Genomic DNA, 23,653 nt, shown 5'->3' with positions numbered 1-23,653 from the left:
CTTACTTTACTTCAGTCAATTCTCTTAACTCTCTGCGCAAAATCTTCCCTGTTGAGTTCTTTGGCAGCTCTTTAAAAAATTCTACTTGTTTAGGAAGCTTGTACTTCACCAGCTTTTCCTGACAGAATCGGATAATATCATTCATAGTGATTTGCTCATCCCTGACGACTACAAAAGCTTTTACGCTTTCTCCGTATTCTCCATCAGGAATTCCGATCACTGCGGCCTCTACCACGGCTGGATGTTGATACAGGACTTCTTCCACTTCACGTGGATAAACATTGTATCCGCCAACAATAATCATGTCTTTCTTTCGGTCAACAATGTAGATGTACCCTTCTTCATCCATTGTTGCCAGATCACCAGTGTAAATCCATCCATCGATTAATGCAGCTGTTGTAGCTTCAGGCATACCGAGGTATCCCTTCATTACATTTGGCCCTTGAACTACTAATTCTCCCACTTCTCCTCTCGGCAATTCTTTTCTGTTCTCATCTACCACTTTGCTTTTGACAGCAGGGATGTTCAGACCGATAGAGCCTGGCTTGCGAGTTCCTTTTAAAGGATTAATAGCGACGAGAGGAGCAGTTTCAGAAAGTCCATAGCCTTCTAAGATACTAACGTTATACTTGTTTTCAAATTTATGCAGCATCTCGACAGGAATCGAGGCACCTCCAGAGATACACATGCGAATAGATTGGAAATCTTCCGCAGTCGCTTCAGGCAATTGATAGATAAAACTGTACATCGTAGGAACGCCAGCAAACACGGTTGCCTTTTTTTCTCGAATGGTACTGACCACGTCAGAAGGACTGAATTTACGCTGGATTAGGACAGTTGCCCCGCATGCAATTGGTGCATTCATACAAACTGTCATACAGAAAACATGAAACATTGGCAGGACAGCAACTACACGATCATTATCATGGAGTTCAAGTAATTTTGAAATGGAATCTGAATTTGAAACTAAGTTCCGATGTGATAACATCGCACCCTTTGGTTTACCTGTTGTTCCTGATGTGTATAGAATGACTGCTAGGTCTTCCTTATCGATGTAAGGGTTTTCACAAACATTTATGCTTGTTCCCAAGAGATGCTCCCATGTCCATTCTTGATTCTCTGCTTCGGTATAAACGACCAGCTTTAGATTTTCCAATTGTTTCTTCACTTCTGATAACTTCGGTTCTGCAGAAACGTGAGCAATGACAGCTTTGGCTTGACTATTGCCTAATATGTAGTTGATTTCATCTTTGGTAAACAAAGGATTGATCGGAACTACAAATGCACCTAGTCGTAAAATGCCGTAGTACGCAATGAGAAATTCAGGGCTGTTTCCTAATATTAAAGCCACTCCATCACCTTTCCCAATGCTTTGTGCAGACAAACCAGCAGCCAAGCTATCTACCTGCATATTTAGTTCTTTGTAAGTAACACTTTTATCTCTATAGATATAAGCGATACTTTCTGGGAAATTACTTGCACTTCTTTTCAGATTTTCGTCTAAATTATTACTCAAATCATGTTCACCACCCTTCTACTCACCTAGAAGCATTTTGGATGCTTAATATTGTGAATTTTTAAAATATTTATAAATTAAGTATAATCATAAAAAATACTTATATAAAATTAAATATTTTAATTTATATATAAGTATTTTTAATAAAAAGCAGTTCAGCATAAAAGAGTGTCTACTTCCTTAATCCCCGAGAACCACTTCTAAATAAAAAAGACAAAGCCCAGTTAAAGAAAGCTTTGTCTTTTTACTTTATTGATTAATTATTTAATATCGATTCTTCAGATAATTTTCGATTAACTCAATAAATAAGTTAATAGATTTCGTATGTAACTCACGAGATTCTGTTATAACTGAAAAGTTTCTCTTTATCGGAGTCCCTTTTACATTTAATACTTGAATTGTGCCAAGCAGCCTTTCTTTTTTAACAGTAAGTTCAGATAAGTAACTAATACCAAGCCCCGCTTCAACTGCTTCTTTAATTAGTTGCGTGCTGCCGAACTCCATTAACCTAGTAGGACGTATTTGCAAAGATTGAAATAATTTTTCTGTTGCATCTCTTGTTCCAGAGCCTTCTTCACGGACAATCCAATTCTCTTGTTCCACCTGTTTTCGTGTAACTTCCTTGTTATAATAAATTGGATATTTACCACCTGCCACGATATACATTGGGTCTGTGGAAACTGTTTTAATGTATATATTGCAATGAGCTATTTCCCCTTCAACAATCCCTACATCAATCTCATGACTTATGATTGCATTGGCAATATCTCTTGTGTTTCCAATCTGAACTGAAGGAATGATTTTAGGAAAAAGATTCTTCATTTTTGCAAGTATATGCGGTAATACATATTCACCAAAAGTATAGCTGGCACCAATTTTTAATAGTCCGGTTGGCTCGTTATTTAATTCGTTCACTAACATAGACATTCGTTTATATAAACCTGTTATTTCTTTAGCATGTAAATAGACAATCTCACCTGCTTTAGTGAGCTTCACACTTTTGTTTGTCCGTAGAAGCAGTTTTGCACCTATATATTTTTCTAATTGTTGTATTTGCTGGCTAACTGCTGGCTGAGTCATATGAAGATCTTCCGCCGCTCTGGAAAAGTTTCTTCTATCAGCTACAGATATAAATACAGATAATAGTTGATCCATATGTTCACCTTCTTTATATCGTATTTACTTATTATAACTATAATAATCATTTATTTTCCTTATTGTAAATCATTCGTTACGATAAATTATAAATAATGCAATTGAAGGGATGAAAAAAATTGGAACAAAAAGCGTTAATATTGTCCAGTCCGAATAGTCAAAAAAAAGCTAAAAAAAACCTAAATGTTTCTTTAATATTTGGAATAGGATTCACATTGATCATAGCCACGTTTGGTTTTTTATTGGCAGCATTGCCAGGACTAAAGCAAATAGGACCACTTGCTTGTGCCATTTTACTTGCTGTGATTTATAGACAGGTTTTTGGATATCCAGAAAGAATACGAACCGGTATTCAATTTTCATCAAAAAATCTTTTAAGATTTGCCATCATACTTTATGGATTAAAGCTTAACATGATCGTAATATTCCATCAGGGCTTTCCACTTTTGCTAAGAGGAGCCGTAACAATTATTTTTTCGATTGTTGTTCTTATGTTCATTGCAAAATTGCTTAAAGCAGATTTTAATCTTTCTTTATTACTAAGTGTTGGCACCGGAGTTTGTGGTGCTGCTGCCATCGCAGCCGTATCGCCAATTATTAAAGCAAAGGATGAAGATACAGCTATGGGGGTCGGCATCATAGCATTAGTAGGCACGGTTTTTTCAATTATCTATACGTTAATATTTCCTTTATTGCCTATTAGTTCTATTGACTACGGAACTTGGGTTGGAATTAGCCTTCATGAAATAGGTCATGTTGCTTTAGCGGCGGCTCCTGCAGGCCAGGATGTTCTTGCTCACGCATTACTCGCCAAACTTGCACGAGTATTTCTATTAATTCCGCTTTGCTTTATCCTTATGCTTTGGATGAAAAAGAAAGGAAAAATAGAGGGAGAAGCAAAATTCGAGTTTCCATGGTTTTTAATCGGTTTTATTGTTATGAGTTTTGTGGGGACCTATATCATGAGTCATGATGTTTTAGTTTCAAAAACAATTATGTCTGATATCGAAGGTTTCACATCATTTATTTTAACGATGTCTATGACCGGCTTAGGATTAAATATTAGCTTAAAAGAATTACGAACTAAAGCAATGCGTCCGCTTATTGCCATTATCATTACATCTTTTCTTTTAACTTTACTAACGTTTTATACTATTTAACTTAAAGATCTTATAATAACAACAAAAAACAACGTCTCATTTGTGAAGTCCCCTATCAAACAGACAACAAGTAAAAAAGCAAAATTAACCAGCCTTTGTATTAAAAGGGGGGTACCAAAATTTAAAGTGTACCCGTTGTAAAGGACATTTCAAAAAAGGTTATGCCACATGGAGATGATGATTTCTGTATTCAACAGGGGTCATCTTCTTTAAATTCCATTGATATCTGAAATTGTTATAGTAGGTCATATAATTTCGAATTACAAGGTCAAATTCATCCATTTATGAAGCTAATTCTTCAAGTTCATAAGCTTTAAATGCCATTTCCAAAACAGTTTTAGATGCCGATACTCTACTGCTTTAAGAGGCTCCTTGTCTTCCATGACTTCTTCTAATGTTTGAATAGCCTTATAGTAGTACCATTCTGTAACATGGAGAATGTCTGAGATTTTCTAACATTACGATATTCTTTGTTAGAAGGGCTTTTATGCTGCAAAAAGTCATTATGTTACAGTGATATATTCAAAAATCCTTAATCAATTCCAAACCCGATGAATATCTTAACGATGTAAATGAAGGATGGACGTCGAAGAAGTCGTCGATACCATGGCGACGGTACCCATATTTTTATTTTCACTGCCATTTTTCATACCTTTCCCATATTACTATCCTTATTATCAAGAGTATGGATATGGCGGATATTAGTAATTGTCACCTTAAAAGTGATTATAAAGGACATAAATAGATGAAAGTCCTATAAGGCATAAGATTTAGAAAAAAGCTGCCGATACTTTATCAGCAGCCTAAAAAAATGAGATATCTGGTGGTATATCCCCAGTACAAACGCCACAACACTGATGGATAGAAAGAAGTGTATTTGTCTTTAAACAAAAACTGTATTATGTCGGCTAAATAGTTTTTAGTAGAAGCCTCTCATGAAAGAAGCGCCTACAATAATCAATAATACAAACAACACAACGACTAACGCAAAATTGTTGTCTCTAAAAGAACCACCTTGATAATCACTCATTTAAAATTCCTCCTCCCTAAATAAGCTATTAATACATTATGTGGAAAAGTTAAGATTGTTTGGACAAACGCTCAGATTTTCTCGAAATTGTAATATTTTACTTGATTTTTTTGACAATTTATAGAGGCGTATTATTCGAAATCAATAACGAAGATTTGTTTTGTAAAACATAAAAAGCCCTCCTCAAACAAGGGGGCACATGCGCGACCCGTGTGTTCTTTCAATCTTCCCCCTTCGGTCCCAAAGTCATTTAATAATATCCGGAAGAACTCCATAAAAAAAAGGACTAAAATCAGTCCTTTGTTTTTTTTGTTTCTTCATATTTGAAATTTTGCATAGTTTCTAAGTAAAAAAATTAATTTTCTCTAACTAACGATAGACAAAGAAGCACGTGGATTATTAAATCCGCATTTGTAACATTAAATGTATGGCAAAAGAAAAATAAGATTAGATACGGATCAAACTCTAAATTCTGAGTTTTTAATTACTTCACCTAATGGAAAAGAGCTAGGTCCATTTGGCATTAATAAAGTTATCGATAACATTTTAGAAAAAACAAATCTGCACCACATATCCCTCATGGATTAAGACACATGCCATAATGCTTTTGGAAAGTGGTGCAGATATAAAATTTGTCAGTGACAGATTAGGTCATAGCACAGTAAATATGACAGCCGATGTTTATGCTCAAATCACAAAGAAATAGAAGAAAACGTTAAAAAGTTTGAAAAGTATTTAACAAACTAGGTAGGCAAAAAGTGGGCAAATCCTTACTTCCCTCGTTAAAACCCCCTACATAACGCGCTTAAACATCTTTTCCATTTCATACGTCGAATAATGAATAATTATCGGTCTTCCGTGAGGACATGTAAAAGGATCTGTTGTTTTCCTCAGCGTTTCAAGCAAAGCAAACATTTCATCATTGCGCAGATGATGATTTGCTTTTATAGCAGCCTTGCAGCTCATCATAATCGCAGCTTCTTCACGGAGCTTTTTAATATCTGCCTGTTTATGATCGAGCACTTCCTGGATAATTTCTTCAATTAACTCCCGTTCGTCCCCGCGCGGAAACCATTGAGGGTGAGACCGCACGATAAAACTATTTCCGCCAAATGGCTCAAGGAAAATTCCGACTTCAGTCAATGCATGCATTTTCTCATTGATGATCAGGGCTTCATCTGCTGAATAGTGGATGGTAATCGGGACTAGGAGCTCTTGAACTTCCGTAGCAACTTGTCCTACTTTTTCTTTAAAGTATTCATAATTGATTCTCTCCTGAGCAGCGTGCTGATCGATAATGTATAATCCAGTCTCATTTTGAGCGAGAATATACGTTCCGTGCATTTGGCCTATTGGATAAAGAACAGGCACTCTCGGTTCAGATTCTGTCGCTAACAGTACTTCATGATCATCAGCTGGCTGTTCATCATAAATTTCAAGTTCCTCCTCAATAACTGGAGAACTTTGTTCGATGATTTTTTCTTCTGGTTCTGGAGCTTCAGCCGCTTCAATCTCTGGCTTTTCCATTACTTGCGGAAGAGATGTTGCTGATAGTGGTTTTTTCTCAGCATGACTGAACGTAAATGTCTGCTGTTCATCATAGCTTTTTTCTTTCCGCTTCGGCAAAATGGCTTCGGGAATCAGCTTTTGATGCGAAAATGCGTCTTTAATGCCTGAAGTAATCAGTTCATTCAATTCAGCCTCTTTGCTTAGCCGGACTTCCATTTTGGCTGGGTGAACGTTTACGTCGACTAAAATAGAATCCATATTAATTTCCAGGAAGACAATTGGAAACCGGCCGATTGGAAGCAGGGTATGATAGCCTTGCTGAATGGCTTTTACAAGCGGATAGTTTTTAATAAATCTGCCATTTACAATTGTTGAAATATAGTTTCTGGACGCTCTAGTGATTTCAGGAAGAGACATATAGCCTTTCACTTCAAAATCAAGAGACTGTAAGTTAATAGGGATCATTTTCTTTGCAATGCCAAGTCCATAAATGCCCGCTATGACTTGACGCACATCGCCGTTCCCGCTCGTATGCAGCATTTGCTTTCCGTTATGAGTCAGCTTGAAAGAAATAGATGGATTGGACAATGCCAGGCGATTGACAACATCTGTAATGTTGCCAAGCTCGGTATGAACTGTTTTGACGTATTTTAAACGGGCTGGTGTGTTGAAAAATAAATTCGTAACAGTAAGGTCGCTGCCTTTTCTGCTTGAAGCAGCTTCATGGATATCTACCTTTCCACCTGAAAGTACCATTCTCGTGCCTGCACCAGACCCTGTGCTTGTTTTTAATTCAACATGTGAAACTGATGCGATACTCGGCAGGGCCTCTCCCCTGAAGCCAAGAGTCCGGATCCGGAAAAGATCGTTTTCATCTTTGATTTTGCTTGTCGCATGCCTGTGAAAAGCGTTCAGACAATCTTCAGGCAGAATGCCGTCTCCATTGTCAATGATGCGGATTTTGCTTAAACCCGCTTCTTCTATATGAATTTCTATGACAGTGCTGCCGGCGTCTATACTATTTTCCGTTAACTCTTTTACAACAGAAGCCGGACGTTCGACAACTTCTCCTGCAGCTATCTTATTTGATAGTGAATCGTCAAGGCGAATAATTTTCCCCATGCTGTTCACCTCTTCATTATTTTAATTTTTTCTGAATTTGATAGAGTTCATTCATTGCATCAAGCGGCGTCATTTCAAGCAGATTAATTGCCCGTATCTGTTCTAGGACCAGTATGTCTTTTTTCGGAACCTGTCTGCTTTCCTTCTTTGCAGGCTGTTCATTAAAAAAGGAGAGCTGAGCCTCATCGCTTTTAAATGTTTCCGTCTTTTCCATGATAGATGCAGGGACTTTTACCGTCTGTTCGGCTTCAAGACTTTCTAAAATTTCTTTTGCTCTGCAGATCAGCTCATTTGGCAGCTCGGCAAGCTCGGCGACATGGATTCCATAACTTTTATCTGCCGGACCTTCCTCGATTTTGTGAAGGAACACAACCTTGCCGTTTTCTTCTACAGCTGATACATGGACATTCTGAAGCTGCGGCAATCCGTCAGCAAGACTAGTCAGCTCATGATAATGAGTGGAGAACAAAGTTTTAGCTCCGATATGATGGTGAATATGTTCAATAATGGCCTGAGCGAGTGCCATTCCATCATACGTTGAAGTCCCCCGCCCGATTTCATCAAATAGAATTAAACTTCTTTCCGTAGCATTGACAATTGCATTCCTCGCTTCCAGCATTTCAACCATAAAGGTACTTTGCCCTGATATTAGGTCATCCGCTGCTCCTATTCGGGTGAAAATTTGATCAAAGATCGGAAGAACAGCTTCTGAAGCAGGAACAAAACAGCCGATTTGAGCGAGGATGGCTGTTAAAGCAACTTGTCTCATATACGTGCTTTTTCCGGACATGTTAGGTCCTGTAATCAGCAGCATTCCGCGTTCATTTGAGAAATAACAATCGTTTGGAACATATTCTTGAGAATTCATTACTTTTTCAACAACTGGATGTCTGCCGTCCTTAATGAACAGCTCCTGATCTGAAAAAGAGGGTTTAGAATAATGTCTTTTTTCACTGATGACAGCAAAACACTGAAGCACATCTAATTCACTGATGCATTTAGATAAGGATTGAAGTCTTGGAATAAACTTCTTCACTTGTTCACGTAGCTCGACAAACAATTCATATTCGATGTCTACCATTTTTTCTTCTGCTTCAAGAATGAGTGTTTCTTTTTCTTTAAGCTCCGGTGTTATATATCTTTCAGCGTTTGTCAGTGTTTGCTTCCGTGTGTACCTGCCTTCTTCAAGCAAGTGTACATTTGCTCTTGTCACTTCAATATAGTAGCCGAATACCCTGTTAAACCCTATTTTCAGTGATCTGATGCCTGTACGCACCCTCTCCTGCTGTTCAAGCTCTGCTATCCATGATTTGCCGTTTCTGCTTGCATCTCTGAATTGATCGAGCTGTTCATGATAGCCGTCTTTCATGATATTGCCGTCTTTAATAGACAGCGGCGGATTCGCTACTAAAGCAGAATCAAGTAAGTCTGTCAGTTCTGTACAAGGGTCAATTTGTTCTGCCATTTCATTTATTTGATTATCCTTTACAGATGTTAATACTTCTTTGATCGCAGGCACCTGCTGCAATGATTTCTTCAGCTGGATTAAGTCTCTTGCATTGACATTTCCGAATGCCACTCTCCCCGCAAGTCTTTCAAGATCATAGACTTCCTTTAACCGTTCTCTGAGATCTTCACGTTCAAAATAGTGATCAAGCAAGGATTGGACCATTTGAAGGCGGCTTCTGATTTCATTTTTAGACAGCAATGGCCGATCGATCCACTGCTTGAGCATTCTCGCGCCCATTGCTGTCTTTGTCTCGTCAAGCAGCCAAAGGAGCGAGCCTTTTTTGCCTTTAGAACGGATCGTTTCCGTCAGCTCCAAATTCCGCTTGGAGTATAAATCAATTTTCATAAAATCCTGCAGCTGATAGACTTTTACTTTTTGAAGATGATCAAGGCTTCTCTTTTGCGTTTTCTGCAAATAGTTATGCAGTCTGCCGAAGGTTTCTTTTAATCTCACATCTTCAAGATGGTCGATAATCGCTTCAAATTTCTCTGTGCCCGCATCCATTTCAAACGAAACAGTCACTCTTGATTTTTCAGCAATTTTTTTAATATATGATCCAGGAAAGTCAGGATGTACAACTAATTCCTTTGCACCAAGAGAATACATTTCATTTATGATTTCATCAATATGATTTAATAAGGTCACTTGATTTTCACCAGTCGATAGATCTGTAACTGCAAAACCAAACTTAGAAGGAAAGGCAGTTACAGACGCTAAATAGTTATTTTCCCGCTCCTGCAGACCTTTTCCATTCATAACCGTACCTGGTGTGATCAGCTGCACAACTTCGCGGCGGACAACACCTTTTGCCTGTTTTGGATCTTCAGTTTGTTCACATATGGCTACCTTGTAGCCTTTTTCTATTAAAGATTCTATATATCCAGGAGCAGAATGATACGGTACACCGCACATTGGAATTCGTTCGGCGCCTCCTCCATCTCTGCTTGTTAATGTAATTTCAAGTTCAGCAGATGCTCTTTTTGCATCTTCAAAAAACATTTCATAAAAGTCGCCTAAACGAAAAAATAAAAAGGCATCCTGATACTCTGCCTTTATTTTTAAATATTGCTGTATCATCGGCGTATATGTAGCCATTGTAATCCCCCATTGCTTTTGCGTACGTTTCAAAACAAACTTTATTATAACATACATGGGGGATTTTTTGCTTCAGCGAATCCCGGAAGGTTGTCCCAGGAATAGTCTATTAAAGATACGAAAGGTGCAAAATTTTTGAGTTCCATAAAAAAAGAAAAACCAGGAAGATAATTCTCCCTAGTTTCCTCTTATTCTTCATCTCCGCCGACTAAAAATTCCGGATTCAGATCTTCAAACTCATCATCAAGATCTTCTTCCCAGTCTTCATCCGCTTCAGCAAAGGCTTCTGTGTTAATTGAGACAACCACCTTTGTCTCCCCGACAACTTCCGCCAAAAACTCACGCTCAGCTGAAACAACAACCTTGCTTCCATTTGGAGAAATATTGACCTCCATGCAGTTTGGCTGCTGCATCACCTTTGCAATGACTTCATGCTCATCGTCCAAAAAGTTGTTATCTTTATATTTCAACTTAATGACGTCCACATATGAAACTTTTTCAGTGACAACTTCTGTTTTCGTATTATCAGCATACGAATACCATACGTTGATGTCGTAAGTACCTTCAACCTCGACTGTTTTCCCAACCTTTTTTGCATCATATTTATGGTTGATCAACCAGCCGCCTAGAATGCTTGTTGGTTTTTGCGAAGGAGCAATGCTGTGCGTGGATTGAGTAAACTTCTTGCCTTTCGCAACTACCGCTTTGGTGATTATTTCTCTGTATTCAGCCATTCGTACATACCCTCCTCAATCAATCATCATTTAATCCTATGCTGGGCTAGTATAGTTTGTGCTACTAAAATAAAGGAATAAATAATATGTTCCACCAATACATGAATCGGTATAGTTCATTGTATGCGTGGACGCCCAGATATGTGCCTAAAATTTTGAAAAGAAAAGCGGAATTGCAAAGTGGGGTCAGTTGAACACAAAGGTTTTGGCAGGAAAGGCGCTTTTTGCCTTTCCTGCCGGCAGTATAAGTAACTATGATTATTTAGAACATAGTTTAATTAGATATTTATTTGATGAAGCGGCGGGGTTTTCTGCAGTAATTTTTAATGTTGTTGGATCTAGGGTGGAGTAGCAGTAAATTTTATCGGGCTCTATTATCAGGGACTATTACTTTTTTATCATGCTCTCTTAGAAATTTACCGGGCTTTTTCCAATAGTTATCCGCAACATGCACTTTTATCAGACACTATTACTTTTTTATCGGGCTCTATGCGAAGTTTATCAGGAACATCTTTTGTTGAAAGGCTCTGCTGTATTAAGAAAATAAAAAAGCGCACTGCTCTGAACAGTGCGCTTCTCTATTAGTGACATGCTGACCCTGGAGAATTATTTAGTTTTGAACCCGTTTCACCGCTTAACAGATCTCCGCCGGTTGTGCGGATAATTTCGTCTGTCACATGGTTTGAGATCGTGACTGCAATCAATTGAAGCAAATCGTTCACTTCAATTTGAGATTCTTTAAATTCCTGAATGATTGGAAGTTCATCCAATTCTTCCTGAATTTTATCAATTTTATCTTCTACCTGCTTTAATGCTTCCTGCTTGCTGTAATGCTGGAAGTTAACAGCCTGTTTTTGAAGACTTTTAATACTTGCTACTTTTTCACGGATTTTTTGATTCTCATTGATTTGAGCTTCCGCTTTTTTGAAAAACTCAACTTCTTTGGTATCAGCAACCATTTGTGCTAATTCACGTGCTTTTGCTACAATTTCTTCTTTAGTATATAATGACATCCCCTATTTCACCTCTATCGCTTCTTCTACCATTTCCCCATCTAAAGACCAAGTTTTTGCTTTGTTTATTTTCACTTTTACAATTTGGCCGACAGCAGACTTTGGACCTTTAAAGTTTACAAGCTTGCTTTTCGTTGTATAACCTGCAAGTACTTCAGGGTTATTTTTGCTTTCCCCTTCAACAAGCACTTCTACAACCTGACCTTCGTATTCCATCATTTTTTTAGCTGAAATTTCTTTAACAAGATCATTCAGTTTTTGCAGACGAGCTTTCTTTACTTCCATTGGAACGTTATCCTGCATTTTTGCTGCAGGCGTCCCTTCACGAGGAGAGTAAATGAACGTATAAGCACTGTCGAATTCAACTTCACGGTACATAGACAGCGTTTCTTCAAATTGCTCATCTGTTTCATTTGGGAAACCTACAATAATATCAGTCGTCAAAGAAGCCGTTGGAATCGCTTCCTTAATTTTTTTCACTAATGTCATATATTTTTCCCGGTCGTATTTGCGTGCCATCAGCTTTAAGATCTCAGAGCTTCCTGATTGAACAGGCAGATGAATATGATCAAGCAGGTTCCCGCCTTTAGCAAGCACCTCAATCAGATGATCATCAAAATCACGAGGGTGACTCGTTGTAAAGCGGACACGGGCAACATCAATTTTACGGATTTCATCCATTAAATCGCCGAGGCCGTATGAAATGTCTTCAAAATCTTTCCCATATGCGTTTACATTCTGGCCAAGCAAAGTAATTTCCTTATATCCGCTTGCAGCAAGCTGACGCACTTCCTGAATGATTTCCTCAGGGCGTCTGCTTCTTTCTTTTCCGCGGGTATAAGGAACGATGCAGTACGTACAGAATTTATCGCAGCCAAACATGATATTAACCCATGCTTTGACATTTCCTTTACGCTCTCTTGGAAGGTTTTCTATGACATCGCCTTCTTTAGACCAAACTTCGATGACCATTTCTTTCGACATGTAGGCGTCTTTAAGAATATTAGGCAAGCGGTGAATGTTATGCGTTCCAAAGATCATGTCAACATGCTGATGTTTTTTCATGATTCTTGTGACAACGGATTCTTCCTGCGACATACATCCGCAAACACCGATCAATAAACCAGGTTTTTCTCTTTTAAGGGACTTCAGATGGCCGATTTCACCGAATACTTTGTTTTCTGCATTTTCACGGATGGCACATGTATTCAGGAGAATTACATCTGCATCTTCTGTTGTGTTCGTAGCTTCATAGCCGAGTGCCATGAAAATTCCAGCCATGACTTCAGTATCATGTTCGTTCATTTGGCATCCGTATGTGCGAATCAGAAATTTCTTCCCATTCCCAAGACCTCTGAACTCTTCTGAAATGCTGAAATCATTTTGGTATTTCACTTCCTCTTTGCCGCGCTTTTTTGCATCCTTTAAGGAAGGAGGCATATAAACGGCTTGGAAATACTTACTGTAATCCTTTTCGGATTTTTTGTCCGCAGGATTTACCTGTGTATTTTCCAAACGCTGCTTTTCATTCATGTAAAACAGTCTCCTTTCAATCCCTTCTAACCCTACTCCCGAGTGAGGGTATACCAATTTTATAGTATATATGTTCTTAATGGACAAAACAATATAGAAATCAAGAAAGGACATATATCTATAGTAAATGAAACGGTGAAAAAAGAAAAGCGATGCCTCCCGTTTAGCTCCGTCAGACAGATGTAGATCTCCCCAAAACATTACTGTTCATTCTGTAAAATGATTTTAGCAAATGCAGTAATTTTACTAGCTGTTTCCTTCCTTCATTCAGCAAATTTTATATTTTTTATAGCCAATCTTTCAAAGTTTATAGCGGACCGATTCTTCACTTTTAGATTCACTAGCGCGGTTCTGCTTTAATCGCAGGAAACGGCTATTCAATCCTTATTGGTTATTATCAAAGCTGCAAAAAAAGAGAGGCATCAGCCTCCCCTTTCCATTACTTCAGAATATTTAACTCTTTTGCAGCTTTTTCAAAGATATCCAAAGCTTTCTGAAGCTCTTCTTTTGAATGCTCTGCCGTTACGATTGTACGGACGCGAGCCTGTCCTTTTGCTACTGTCGGGAATGCAATTCCCTGTGCAAAGACGCCATATTCTCTAAGTTTATCAGAGAATTGATGAGACAAGGCTTCATCGCCAACTATGACAGGTGTTACAGGTGTTTCGCTTTTACCTGTATCAAAACCGAGATCTTCAAGGCCTTTTTTGAAGAACTTTGCGTTATCCCAAAGCTTTTCAATCAGTTCAGGCTCTTCTATAAGTACGTTGATCGCTTCTATACAGGCTGCTGTTACAGCTGGAGGGTGGGACGTACTGAATAAAAATGGACGTCCTTTTTGAATAAGATAATCAATTAGAGTACGTGTGCTTGCTACATATCCTCCTAATACACCAACCGCTTTGCTTAATGTTCCAACTTGGATATGTACACGTCCATCAAGTCCAAAGTGATTAACGGTTCCGCGGCCATTTTGTCCAAGTACACCTGAAGCATGTGCATCATCAACCATGACAAGTGCATTGTATTTTTCAGCAAGCTCAACAATTTCCGGAAGCGGAGCAATATTTCCATCCATAGAGAAGACTCCATCCGTAACAATTAGACGGACTCTATAGTCTGCTGATTCTTTTAGTGCTCTTTCTAAATCTGCCATATCAACATGGTTATACACTTTGCGCGCAGCCTTTGTTAACCGGATTCCGTCGATGATTGAAGCATGATTCAGAGAATCTGAGATCACAACGTCTTCTTTTGTCAGAATAGAAGAAAGAACGCCCTGGTTTGTTGTAAAACCTGACTGAAACACTAGTGCTGCTTCTGTATGCTTAAATTCAGCAAGCTTTGTTTCAAGTTCTTCATGCATTGTAAAAGTACCGGCAATCGTCCTTACAGATCCGGTTCCTGCTCCAAATTTCTCTGCAGCCTTGATTGCTGCTTCTACCAGTCTTGGATGAGTTGTTAATCCTAAATAGTTATTAGATGATAATTGAATTAATTCTTTTCCATCGATGACAACTTTTGATGCCTGGTCTGATTCGAGCGGAATCAGCGTCCGGAATGTTCCTTGCTGTTTCATTTCATCAAGTTCTGCCTGCAAATATTCAAAACCTTTCATCATAGCCCCTCCATTTTCATTCTTTTATCACGCATTAATGGACAGTAATTCCTCCGCCTTAAGGTATGTATTGTATGTTGTATTCTAGAAAATTAAGGCTGGATTTACTGCCAGTAATAGCCCGAGCTTTGAACACATTCTAATAGCTCCACTCCCTGCGGCAACGTCTGTGTACCTGCAAATCTGCGGGCCTTAACTAACATTCAAGGGGGGAGAAGCCCCCGTTGAATGAAGTTTCACTTTATGGGTGTAATACGACTTTACCACATTTACCTTCGATCATTAAATCGAAGCCTTTTTTAAATTCTTCTAAAGAAAAGTGATGAGTAATCAGCGGGGTTACATCTACTTGCCCTGATTTTAGAAGTCTTGAAACCTGCTGCCACGTTTCATACATTTTTCTGCCTGTAATTCCCTGTACCGTGATTCCTTTAAAAACGACATCATTGGTGATATCTATTTCAACTGGACGGACAGGAAGACTCAGGATCGAAACGCGTCCGCCATTTGTTACCATTTTAAAACCTTGATCCATCGCAATTGGATGCCCTGACATTTCACAGACAACATCTACACCGTTGCCGCCTGTTAATTCATTAATCTTCGCCAAAGGATCTTCATTTTTTGAATTGACGACCGTTGTTGCGCCCATTTCTTTTGCTAAATTTAAACGGTAGTCGTTCAAATCAAGGGCAATGACCTGAGATGCTCCTGCTGCTTTTGCAACTCCAACAGCCATAATCCCAATAGGGCCGCATCCAATGACAGCAACACTTTTTCCTGCAACATCTCCTGCTAAAACTGTGTGCACCGCATTTCCCATCGGTTCTTGAATAGATGCTACATCAAAAGGCATTTCTTTTGGATTTTTCCAAAGGTTCACTGCCGGCAAAGCCACATACTCTGCAAAGCATCCGTCTGTATCGACACCAATAATTTTTGTGTTTTTACAAATATGATACTGACCTGTTAAACATTGCGGACATTCATAGCATACTAAATGTGTTTCAGCGGAAACAAAATCTCCGATTTCAACACTTGTTACTTTACTTCCTATTTCAACAACTTCACCAGAAAATTCATGGCCAAATACATACGGCGGATTCACTCTGCTTTCCGACCATGCATCCCATGTATATATATGAACATCTGTTCCGCAGATCGAAGTAGCTTTTACTTTGATCAGCACTTCATTTTCTTTAATCTGAGGGATGTCTACCATCTGCAGTTCAGCACCAAATCCTTTGTGGTGCTTAACGATCGCTTTCATTTTTCCATTCACTATGAACACTCCTCGCTCCAGAAACCATCTATTTTTATGAGTATATATGAAATTCTATCATCCATAAATAGTGGTGTAAAGGAGGCTGTCCACCCTGTGCAGACATTTGAACACATGAGAAAAAAACTCGCTTTTTTTTTTATAAAACTTAAAATCAATAAAAAAAAACGCCTATCCCCAGGATAGACATTTTTCTCATTACATAAATTCTGAGAGCAATTCGTTGAATTTCTCTTCGCTGATTTGCAGATCAGCCTGTGACAAAGGAGTTTCGCTGTAGTTGTAGACAAGCTCCTGATATGATGGCTGCTTCTTGTTTTGATAAATCAAACCCGTTACAAGTCCGTTTTTCTCCATCAGAGTCTGCATGGCAGTCATGCGGTTTGATGGGTCATATCCTTCAATATCACTTAGCTTTGTAAGATTTTCTTTAAACCAGTCATATGTGTTAATTTTATTGTAAGTGACACATGGACTGAAGACGTTGATTAAAGAAAATCCTTTATGATTGATCCCTGCTTCAATGATTGAAGTCAAATCTTTTAAATCAGTTGAGAAGCTTTGTGCTACAAATGTTGCTCCTGCCGTAAGTGCCATTTCCATGACTGATAAGGAAGATTCAATTGAACCTTTCGGCGTGCTCTTTGTTTTGAAGCCAACATCACTTCGCGGAGATGTCTGGCCTTTTGTCAAACCATAAATTTGATTGTCCATTACAATATAGGTGACATCAATATTTCTTCTGATGGCATGAATCGTATGGCCCATTCCGATGGCAAATCCGTCACCGTCGCCGCCTGATGCAATTACGGTTAAATCTTTATTTGCCATTTTTACACCTTGCGCGATTGGAAGGGAACGGCCGTGAATGCCATGGAAACCGTAAGCGTTGATATAGCCCGAAATACGTCCTGAACATCCGATTCCAGAAACTACAGCAAGCTGATCAGGTTCGAGGCCTGCATTTGCAGCAGCACGCTGAATGGCCGCTTGTACAGAGAAGTCTCCGCAGCCGGGGCACCAGTTAGGCTTTACATTGTTTCTAAATTCTTTAAACGTCGCCATTTAGAACAACTCCTTGCATTTTGAATGAACTTCATGCGGCAAGAACGGATTTCCATCATATTTAAGAATACTGGAAATTTTCTCTGCATGACCAACATTCATTTTTATAAGACTAGCAAGCTGTCCAGTTGCATTATTTTCTACAACTACAACCTTTTTAGCTGCTTTAACAAGCGGAAGCAACTCATCAGCCGGGAATGGATGAAGCAGACGGACGTGTGCATGATTCACTTTTACACCGTCATTTTCAAGGCGGATCATCGCTTCTTCAATTGTGCCTCTTGTAGAGTTAAATCCAACGAATAATACATCCGGCTCAGGATGAGTCAGATTTTGATGGACAGGCGTGTCAAACTTGATGTCTGACAGCTTACGCATACGTTTGTCCATTTGGGCTTTACGGTTTGTTGCAACCTCGGAAGGTTTGCCGGTCTCATCATGTTCAACACCTGTAACATGGTGAATGCCATTCTTCATTCCTGGCACTACACGCGGCGATACGCCATCTTCTGTTACTTCAAATCGTTTAAAGTATCCTTTATTTTCTATCTCAGGCAGCTCCTCGCCCTGTACTAGCTTGCCTCTTCGAATTTGGATTTTATCATATTGAAGCGGTTCTACAGACTGTTTACCAAGTGACAGCTGAAGATCTGTCAGCAAAATAACAGGACATTGATATTCCTCCGCTAAATTGAAAGCTTCAATTGTATCATAAAATGCTTCTTGTACTGTGCTTGGCGCCATGACGATTTTCGGAATTTCTCCATGCGTTCCGTAAATCATCGCCATTAAATCGGATTGCTCCTGTTTCGTCGGAAGTCCTGTACTTGGTCCGCCGCGCTGAGTATCAATGATCACCAGCGGCTGCTCTGTAATGCCTGAGAGCCCGATTGCTTCCATCATCAATGACAATCCCGGTCCTGCAGAAGCCGTCAATGTGCGGGTTCCGGCATAGTTTGCACCGATGGCCATCGTACAAGCGGCAATTTCATCTTCTGTTTGAATAACTGTTCCGCCGAAATCAGGCAGCTTCTTAATGAGATATTCCATGATTTCAGAAGCTGGTGTAATTGGGTAGGCAGCCATGAAACGTGCTCCGCCGGAAACTGCGCCTAATGCTATCGCATCGTTGCCGATCATGAACATGCGTTTTTGCCCGTCCGCTTTTTCAAGATACATATCAACACGGTCAAAGTTCAGTTCTTGTTTCATATAAGTTGAGCCTTTTTCAATGGCTTCAAGATTCTTTTCAACAATCTGCTGCCCTTTTTTTCCGTAAATTTCCTGCACGACATTTTGGAATTGTGATGTTCCAAGATCAAGCACAGCACTTGTCGCACCAATTGCAACCATATTTTTCATTAATGAAGTGCCTAACTCTGTGGCAATCTCTGTAAATGGCACAGAATACAAAACAGCGTTGCAGTCATCAGGAATCACTGGATTAAACTTTGAATCTGCAAGAACAAGGCCGCCCTTGCGAAGCTCATATACGTTCACATCGATTGTTTCCTGATCAAAAGCTACTAATATATCAAGATCATCCGAAATAGCACGAACTTGAGTTGTGCTGACGCGGATTTTATTATTTGTATGACCGCCTTTAATTCGAGATGAGAAATGACGGTAGCCATATAAATAATAGCCCAGTCTGTTTAATGCGATTGAAAACACTTCTCCGGTACTTTCGATACCTTCACCTTGCTGTCCTCCAACTTTCCATGAAAGTTGACTGATCATGTGCCCTACACCCCTTCTTAAGAAACACTCATATATTTTTCGCCCTATTTAAGAGCTCTTACACACGTAATTAAATATTGTTAGAATATGTACTAAACGTTTACAATTGTAGAACGAACATAAGAAAAAAACAAGCGTTTCAGGGAAATAAACATGCTTTTACTGTTTATTTTTTTGATTTTTTCAAATCTTATATTCATTCATTCCGGTTACGTTATTATGCAACCCGAAACCTTTGTCTAAAAAGGAATGGAATCAGCAAAATTATTATACATAAATTTTTCAACCTGGCTTTCTGAATAATGCTTCGAGAGTGTATTCAGTAAGTAAGGGTACTGTTCATAGCCTTCAAGCCCTTCAATTGTTTCATCTATCCCGTCAAAATCAGATCCAAATCCTACAGCATTTTCTCCTGCAAGACCACATACGTAATCTAAGTGATTAAGAAGATGCTTCATTGAAGCCCTCGAGCGGGATGAAGTAAATTGAGGCACGAACGTTATGCCAATCAAACCATTTTTTGCAACGATGGCTTTAATTTGATCGTCTTTTAAATTTCTTGGATGTGGACACAGTGCATACGAATTTGAATGACTGGCAATCGGATGGTCTGCAAGCTGAATGACATCCCAAAAGCTTCGTTCGGAAAGGTGAGATACGTCTGTCCACATGTGATAATGATTTAATTTCCCGACTACATGTCTACCATAAAAAGATAGACCTGCATTTCTTGTTTCGAGCGCCCCATCAGCAAGTAAATTAGCAAAGTTCCAGGTCAGTCCCGCGGATCTAACTCCAAGCTGCTGAAAAATGGAAAGAAGGCTTAAATCATGGCCAATCGGGTCACAGCCTTCCAGTGTCAAGATGGCTCCAATTTCATCATCCTTTAACGCAAGAAGATCCTGTTTTGTCCTTATATGTATGATCTTTTCAAATCCATTAATAATCCGATCATAAAAGATGGAAGCCTGTGCAAAGGCGGCTTCTAATTTATTCGTGGCATCCACTGGTATAAAGATGGCAAAGCACTGGACTTTTGCTCCAAACTGAAATAGCTTTTCAATGGTGACATGCAGATTCAGGTCATTCCATTCACTAATTTCAGGCCTGCGCCATAATTGATAGAGCAAATCACAATGAGCATCAAAAATACGCACGTCATCATCTCTCCTAAAGATAAATAAGTTCGTAAAAAGGAATGTTTTCTGTATGAAATTCGTTCACGTATTAATCTTTATATGGTGCTCTTTCCCGGAAAAACTGATACGGAATATCCCCTTTTATGCTAAAAAAAATCCAAAAGCCAATTTTTTAGCGATCTATGATGGAAAAAAAGGATATGAAAAGAGTGAAATAAAAACAAACCTGTTTGCGTGACCCGCAAACAGGTTGATCATTTTGTCTATTTAACGAGGCTCAATAATTAATTTAATGGCCGTACGCTCTTCTCCATCAATGAGAATATCCGTAAAGGCAGGAATACAGATTAAATCAACACCGCTCGGGGCAACAAACCCTCTGGCAATAGCTACTGCTTTTACAGCCTGATTAAGTGCTCCGGCTCCAATTGCCTGGATTTCGGCAGCGCCTCTTTCACGCAGGACACCTGCTAGTGCTCCCGCTACAGAGTTAGGATTGGACTTTGCTGAAACTTTTAATATTTCCATTTCTAGTATCCCCCTTATTTTTCAAAAGATCGTGAATGTACATTGGATCATGCCTTATTAGATCTGTTCGGAGGGCCCATCCCCTTTATGAAGCCTTCTGAACCTCTTTCACAGCCATTCCATTGTTACTATATTCACTAGAGAGAACTAGTATTCCTGCTTGTTTTACTATTTTTTCTAAAATTTCTAAATATATATTCTATTCAAAAAACATATGATCGTCATTAATTAAAATGCGGTCAATTTTCAAGGCTTTTCCTGTTTTTTCTTGAACATCGATTACCACCGCGCTCAGCTGCGCCTTGCCTTCAGTTACCTCAAATCGTACAGGGAGGCTAGTCAGGAAGCGTTTTATGACCGCCTCTCTCTCGACTCCCAGGATGCCATCATAAGGACCTGTCATGCCCACATCTGTGATGAAAGCAGTCCCCTGATCAAGAATCCTCTCATCTGCCGTTTGAACGTGAGTATGTGTTCCGACAACGGCCGTCACTTTTCCATCCAAATACCAGCCCATTGCCTGCTTCTCACTCGTTGCTTCAGCATGAAAATCCACAAAAATAATGGACGTTCTTTTTTTAGCTTCTTCAATCAGCTCATCCGCTTTTTTAAATGGACAATCGATTGGCGCCAAGAACGTGCGTCCCTGTAAGTTAATCACAGCAATTTCTTTGCCGTCGCAAGTTATATATGTAATGCCATTACCCGGAGTGCCTTCAGGAAAATTCGCAGGACGGATTAGATTTGGATAATTATCAATGAATTCAAAGATTTCCCGCTTATCCCATGTATGGTTTCCCATCGTCACCACCTGTGCGCCAGCCTGATTCAGCTCATGATAAATCTTTTCAGTAATCCCTTTTCCGTGTGCTGCATTCTCTCCGTTTACAATCGTCAGGGACGGTCTGTATTTACGTTTTAGCTTTGGCAAATATTCTTTTATCATATCTCTACCTGGAGATCCGACTACATCTCCTACAAATAATAGTTTCATGCTTCGCTTATACCTTCTCTCAAATGGTGTATGTTTACCCTTAAGTTTTGCACAGATTGCAAAAAAAATAAAGCGATGCAAAAGGCATCGCTTTATTTCGCATATTCCACAGCTCTCGTTTCACGGATAACTGTTACTTTAATATGACCTGGGTAGTCTAATTCTTCTTCAATCCGCTTGCGGATATCCCGTGCTAAACGGTGTGCCTGAAGATCGTCGATCGTATCCGGTTTTACCATGATGCGCACTTCACGGCCTGCCTGAATAGCGAAGGATTTTTCAACTCCTTCATAAGATTCGGAAATCTCTTCAAGCTTTTCTAAGCGGCGAATATAGTTTTCGAGTGTTTCGCTTCTTGCGCCGGGACGTGCTGCAGATAAAGCATCTGCTGCCGCGACCAGAACGGCAATAACCGAAGTTGGCTCCTGATCGCCATGATGGGAAGCAATACTGTTGATAACAACCGGGTGTTCCTTGTACTTCGTAGCAAGTTCGACTCCAATTTCAACATGGCTTCCTTCTACTTCATGATCAATCGCCTTACCGATATCGTGCAGTAATCCTGCGCGTTTGGCAAGAGTAACATCTTCACCCAGTTCTGCAGCCATGAGTCCTGATAAATAAGCGACCTCCATGGAATGCTTTAATACATTTTGACCATAGCTCGTTCTGAACTTTAAACGGCCCATAATCTTGATTAAATCTGGATGCAGTCCGTGAACACCAACTTCAAATGTTGTTTGCTCACCAACCTCGCGGATGTACTCATCAACTTCACGGCGTGATTTTTCAACCATTTCTTCAATACGTGCTGGATGGATGCGTCCATCTTGAACAAGCTTGTCTAGGGCAATTCTGGCTGTTTCCCTGCGAATTGGGTCAAATCCAGATAAAATAACTGCTTCTGGAGTATCATCAATAATGAGGTCAATACCAGTTAATGTTTCAAGCGTTCTAATGTTGCGCCCTTCACGTCCAATGATGCGGCCTTTCATTTCATCATTTGGAAGGTTAACGACAGATACCGTTGTTTCAGCTACATGATCTGCTGCACAACGCTGGATTGCAAGGGAAAGTATTTCTTTCGCTCGTTTATCCGCTTCTTCTTTCGCACGGTTTTCGCTTTCTTTAACAGTTACAGCGATATCATGCGAAAGCTCATTTTCAACCTTTTCGAGAATGATCTGCTTTGCCTCTTCACGAGTCAAGCTAGAAATACGCTCAAGCTCTGATTGCTGTTTACGCACCATCTCGTCCACTTTGCTTTCCATCTCTTCAATATGCTGTTGTCTCTCATTTAGAGAATCTTCTTTTTTCTCAAGCATGTTCTCGCGCTTGTCTAAAGATTCATCCTTACGATCAAGATTCTCTTCTTTTTGTAATAAGCGATTTTCTTGTTTTTGCAGCTCATTTCGTCGTTCACGAATTTCTTGCTCTGCTTCTGTCCGAAGCTTGTGAATGTCATCCTTTGCCTCAAGCAACGCTTCTTTCTTCGTCGCTTCAGCATCACGCTTCGCATCTTCAAGAATTTGCTCAGCAGTTCCTTTCGCACCGGCAATTTTCGCTTCTGCAATGGATTTACGAACAAAATAGCCAACAACTGCACCGACGATTAGGCCAAGCAAAATGGAGATGATCATTGTAATGGGATCCATCATTTCACCTCCTCTTGCTATGAACTTGTTTCTTGCTAGATTTAAGTGTCGGCATGTATATTGCATAACGTTCTTCAACATACAGCACAAAGCTTAAGGGTTTCATGGAGACCTTGCAGCAATCCTGCTGCACAGATCAACATTTGCTTTCATAGTGCCTCGCTAAAAGTTCTAACAAAATAATAATACACCCTAATTGTAAATGTGTGAAATTTTCTTGTCAAGCCTGTCATTCTGGCGTTTCTAAAGCAATTA

Annotated in this window: 19 protein-coding genes and 1 pseudogene; 3 read left to right on the top strand and 17 right to left on the bottom strand. The window is 39.5% G+C overall.

From position 1 onward, the window contains the following. Position 1: 1 nt before the first annotated feature. Both LIT25_11035 and LIT25_11030 read right to left on the bottom strand, forming a co-directional pair. On the bottom strand, positions 2-1,516 hold the full coding sequence (locus LIT25_11035; GenBank protein ID USK35781.1) for a long-chain-fatty-acid--CoA ligase: 1,515 nt from the start codon (positions 1,514-1,516) through the stop codon (positions 2-4). 264 nt (positions 1,517-1,780) lie between these two features. Further along, positions 1,781-2,671, bottom strand: a complete 891-nt coding sequence (locus LIT25_11030; protein USK35780.1) for a LysR family transcriptional regulator — start codon at positions 2,669-2,671, stop codon at positions 1,781-1,783. 140 nt (positions 2,672-2,811) lie between these two features. Between LIT25_11030 and LIT25_11025 the strand changes: the two genes are divergently transcribed. Further along, positions 2,812-3,831 (top strand): putative sulfate exporter family transporter, encoded by a 1,020-nt coding sequence (locus LIT25_11025; GenBank protein USK36237.1) that lies wholly within the window; start codon positions 2,812-2,814, stop codon positions 3,829-3,831. A 159-nt stretch (positions 3,832-3,990) separates the two neighbouring features. Here LIT25_11025 and LIT25_11020 read toward each other — a convergent pair whose 3' ends face one another. Both LIT25_11020 and LIT25_11015 read right to left on the bottom strand, forming a co-directional pair. Continuing rightward, positions 3,991-4,113: an IS3 family transposase gene (locus LIT25_11020; GenBank protein ID USK35779.1), complete on the bottom strand. Its 123-nt coding sequence runs from the start codon at positions 4,111-4,113 to the stop codon at positions 3,991-3,993. A gap of 637 nt (positions 4,114-4,750) precedes the next feature. Beyond that, the gene (locus LIT25_11015) at positions 4,751-4,861 is read right to left on the bottom strand and encodes a YjcZ family sporulation protein (protein USK35778.1); all 111 of its coding nucleotides are present in this window, start codon (positions 4,859-4,861) and stop codon (positions 4,751-4,753) included. A gap of 601 nt (positions 4,862-5,462) precedes the next feature. Here LIT25_11015 and LIT25_11010 point away from each other — a divergent pair. Continuing rightward, positions 5,463-5,567 carry a hypothetical protein gene (locus LIT25_11010; protein ID USK35777.1) on the top strand — a complete coding sequence of 35 codons (105 nt, stop codon included), beginning with the start codon at positions 5,463-5,465 and terminating at the stop codon, positions 5,565-5,567. A gap of 86 nt (positions 5,568-5,653) precedes the next feature. Here the strand turns inward: LIT25_11010 and mutL are convergent, their stop codons facing one another. The 3 genes from mutL to LIT25_10995 all read right to left on the bottom strand — a co-directional run bounded on the left by mutL (position 5,654) and on the right by LIT25_10995 (position 10,831). Continuing rightward, a complete protein-coding gene (mutL, locus tag LIT25_11005) occupies positions 5,654-7,492 on the bottom strand; it encodes a DNA mismatch repair endonuclease MutL (GenBank protein USK35776.1) in 1,839 nt (612 codons plus the stop codon). Positions 7,493-7,508: 16 nt separating this feature from the next. Beyond that, positions 7,509-10,097: a DNA mismatch repair protein MutS gene (mutS, locus tag LIT25_11000; protein USK35775.1), complete on the bottom strand. Its 2,589-nt coding sequence runs from the start codon at positions 10,095-10,097 to the stop codon at positions 7,509-7,511. A gap of 188 nt (positions 10,098-10,285) precedes the next feature. After that, positions 10,286-10,831 carry an outer spore coat protein CotE gene (locus tag LIT25_10995; protein USK35774.1) on the bottom strand — a complete coding sequence of 182 codons (546 nt, stop codon included), beginning with the start codon at positions 10,829-10,831 and terminating at the stop codon, positions 10,286-10,288. Between the two features lie 190 nt (positions 10,832-11,021). Here LIT25_10995 and LIT25_10990 point away from each other — a divergent pair, with 190 nt between their 5' ends. Continuing rightward, positions 11,022-11,183: a hypothetical protein gene (locus LIT25_10990; GenBank protein ID USK35773.1), complete on the top strand. Its 162-nt coding sequence runs from the start codon at positions 11,022-11,024 to the stop codon at positions 11,181-11,183. Between the two features lie 229 nt (positions 11,184-11,412). Here the strand turns inward: LIT25_10990 and LIT25_10985 are convergent, their stop codons facing one another. The 10 genes and pseudogenes from LIT25_10985 to rny form a co-directional block, all read right to left on the bottom strand. Then, positions 11,413-11,844, bottom strand: a complete 432-nt coding sequence (locus LIT25_10985; protein USK35772.1) for a RicAFT regulatory complex protein RicA family protein — start codon at positions 11,842-11,844, stop codon at positions 11,413-11,415. Positions 11,845-11,847: 3 nt separating this feature from the next. Next, positions 11,848-13,377 (bottom strand): tRNA (N6-isopentenyl adenosine(37)-C2)-methylthiotransferase MiaB, encoded by a 1,530-nt coding sequence (gene miaB, locus LIT25_10980; GenBank protein ID USK35771.1) that lies wholly within the window; start codon positions 13,375-13,377, stop codon positions 11,848-11,850. Positions 13,378-13,816: 439 nt separating this feature from the next. Continuing rightward, the gene (locus LIT25_10975; protein USK35770.1) at positions 13,817-14,995 is read right to left on the bottom strand and encodes a glycine C-acetyltransferase; all 1,179 of its coding nucleotides are present in this window, start codon (positions 14,993-14,995) and stop codon (positions 13,817-13,819) included. Between the two features lie 241 nt (positions 14,996-15,236). Next, positions 15,237-16,277, bottom strand: coding sequence for an L-threonine 3-dehydrogenase (tdh, locus tag LIT25_10970; protein USK35769.1), 1,041 nt, complete (start codon positions 16,275-16,277; stop codon positions 15,237-15,239). A 198-nt stretch (positions 16,278-16,475) separates the two neighbouring features. Further along, positions 16,476-17,342, bottom strand: coding sequence for a 2-oxoacid:ferredoxin oxidoreductase subunit beta (locus tag LIT25_10965; GenBank protein USK35768.1), 867 nt, complete (start codon positions 17,340-17,342; stop codon positions 16,476-16,478). Then, a pseudogene (locus LIT25_10960) lies at positions 17,329-19,082 on the bottom strand (2-oxoacid:acceptor oxidoreductase subunit alpha). Before LIT25_10960 ends, LIT25_10965 begins: the two are co-directional and overlap by 14 nt. A 239-nt stretch (positions 19,083-19,321) precedes the next feature. After that, a complete protein-coding gene (locus LIT25_10955; GenBank protein ID USK35767.1) occupies positions 19,322-20,239 on the bottom strand; it encodes a dipeptidase in 918 nt (305 codons plus the stop codon). Positions 20,240-20,488: 249 nt separating this feature from the next. Next, entirely contained in the window at positions 20,489-20,749 is a 261-nt protein-coding gene (spoVS, locus tag LIT25_10950) for a stage V sporulation protein SpoVS (protein USK35766.1), read from the bottom strand. Between the two features lie 199 nt (positions 20,750-20,948). Continuing rightward, a complete protein-coding gene (locus tag LIT25_10945) occupies positions 20,949-21,743 on the bottom strand; it encodes a TIGR00282 family metallophosphoesterase (protein USK35765.1) in 795 nt (264 codons plus the stop codon). Between the two features lie 92 nt (positions 21,744-21,835). Further along, positions 21,836-23,398, bottom strand: coding sequence for a ribonuclease Y (gene rny, locus LIT25_10940; protein USK35764.1), 1,563 nt, complete (start codon positions 23,396-23,398; stop codon positions 21,836-21,838). Between the last annotated feature and the right edge of the window lie 255 nt (positions 23,399-23,653).

It is taken from the genome of Bacillus sp. F19, assembly GCA_023823795.1.
GTDB lineage: Bacteria > Bacillota > Bacilli > Bacillales > Bacillaceae > Bacillus_P.
This window is presented reverse-complemented; position numbering and strand designations above follow the sequence as displayed.

What these genes read in the sequence shown, in the direction of transcription:
- LIT25_11030 (USK35780.1), bottom strand. Translation starts at nt 2,671, where the DNA reads ATGGATCAACTATTATCTGTATTTATATCTGTAGCTGATAGAAGAAAC.
- LIT25_11020 (USK35779.1), bottom strand. Translation starts at nt 4,113, where the DNA reads ATGGATGAATTTGACCTTGTAATTCGAAATTATATGACCTACTATAAC.
- LIT25_11015 (USK35778.1), bottom strand. Translation starts at nt 4,861, where the DNA reads ATGAGTGATTATCAAGGTGGTTCTTTTAGAGACAACAATTTTGCGTTA.
- LIT25_11010 (USK35777.1), top strand. Translation starts at nt 5,463, where the DNA reads ATGCTTTTGGAAAGTGGTGCAGATATAAAATTTGTCAGTGACAGATTA.
- mutL (USK35776.1), bottom strand. Translation starts at nt 7,492, where the DNA reads ATGGGGAAAATTATTCGCCTTGACGATTCACTATCAAATAAGATAGCT.
- mutS (USK35775.1), bottom strand. Translation starts at nt 10,097, where the DNA reads ATGGCTACATATACGCCGATGATACAGCAATATTTAAAAATAAAGGCA.
- LIT25_10995 (USK35774.1), bottom strand. Translation starts at nt 10,831, where the DNA reads ATGGCTGAATACAGAGAAATAATCACCAAAGCGGTAGTTGCGAAAGGC.
- LIT25_10985 (USK35772.1), bottom strand. Translation starts at nt 11,844, where the DNA reads ATGTCATTATATACTAAAGAAGAAATTGTAGCAAAAGCACGTGAATTA.
- miaB (USK35771.1), bottom strand. Translation starts at nt 13,377, where the DNA reads ATGAATGAAAAGCAGCGTTTGGAAAATACACAGGTAAATCCTGCGGAC.
- LIT25_10975 (USK35770.1), bottom strand. Translation starts at nt 14,995, where the DNA reads ATGAAAGGTTTTGAATATTTGCAGGCAGAACTTGATGAAATGAAACAG.
- LIT25_10965 (USK35768.1), bottom strand. Translation starts at nt 17,342, where the DNA reads ATGGCGACGTTTAAAGAATTTAGAAACAATGTAAAGCCTAACTGGTGC.
- spoVS (USK35766.1), bottom strand. Translation starts at nt 20,749, where the DNA reads ATGGAAATATTAAAAGTTTCAGCAAAGTCCAATCCTAACTCTGTAGCG.
- LIT25_10945 (USK35765.1), bottom strand. Translation starts at nt 21,743, where the DNA reads ATGAAACTATTATTTGTAGGAGATGTAGTCGGATCTCCAGGTAGAGAT.
- rny (USK35764.1), bottom strand. Translation starts at nt 23,398, where the DNA reads ATGGATCCCATTACAATGATCATCTCCATTTTGCTTGGCCTAATCGTC.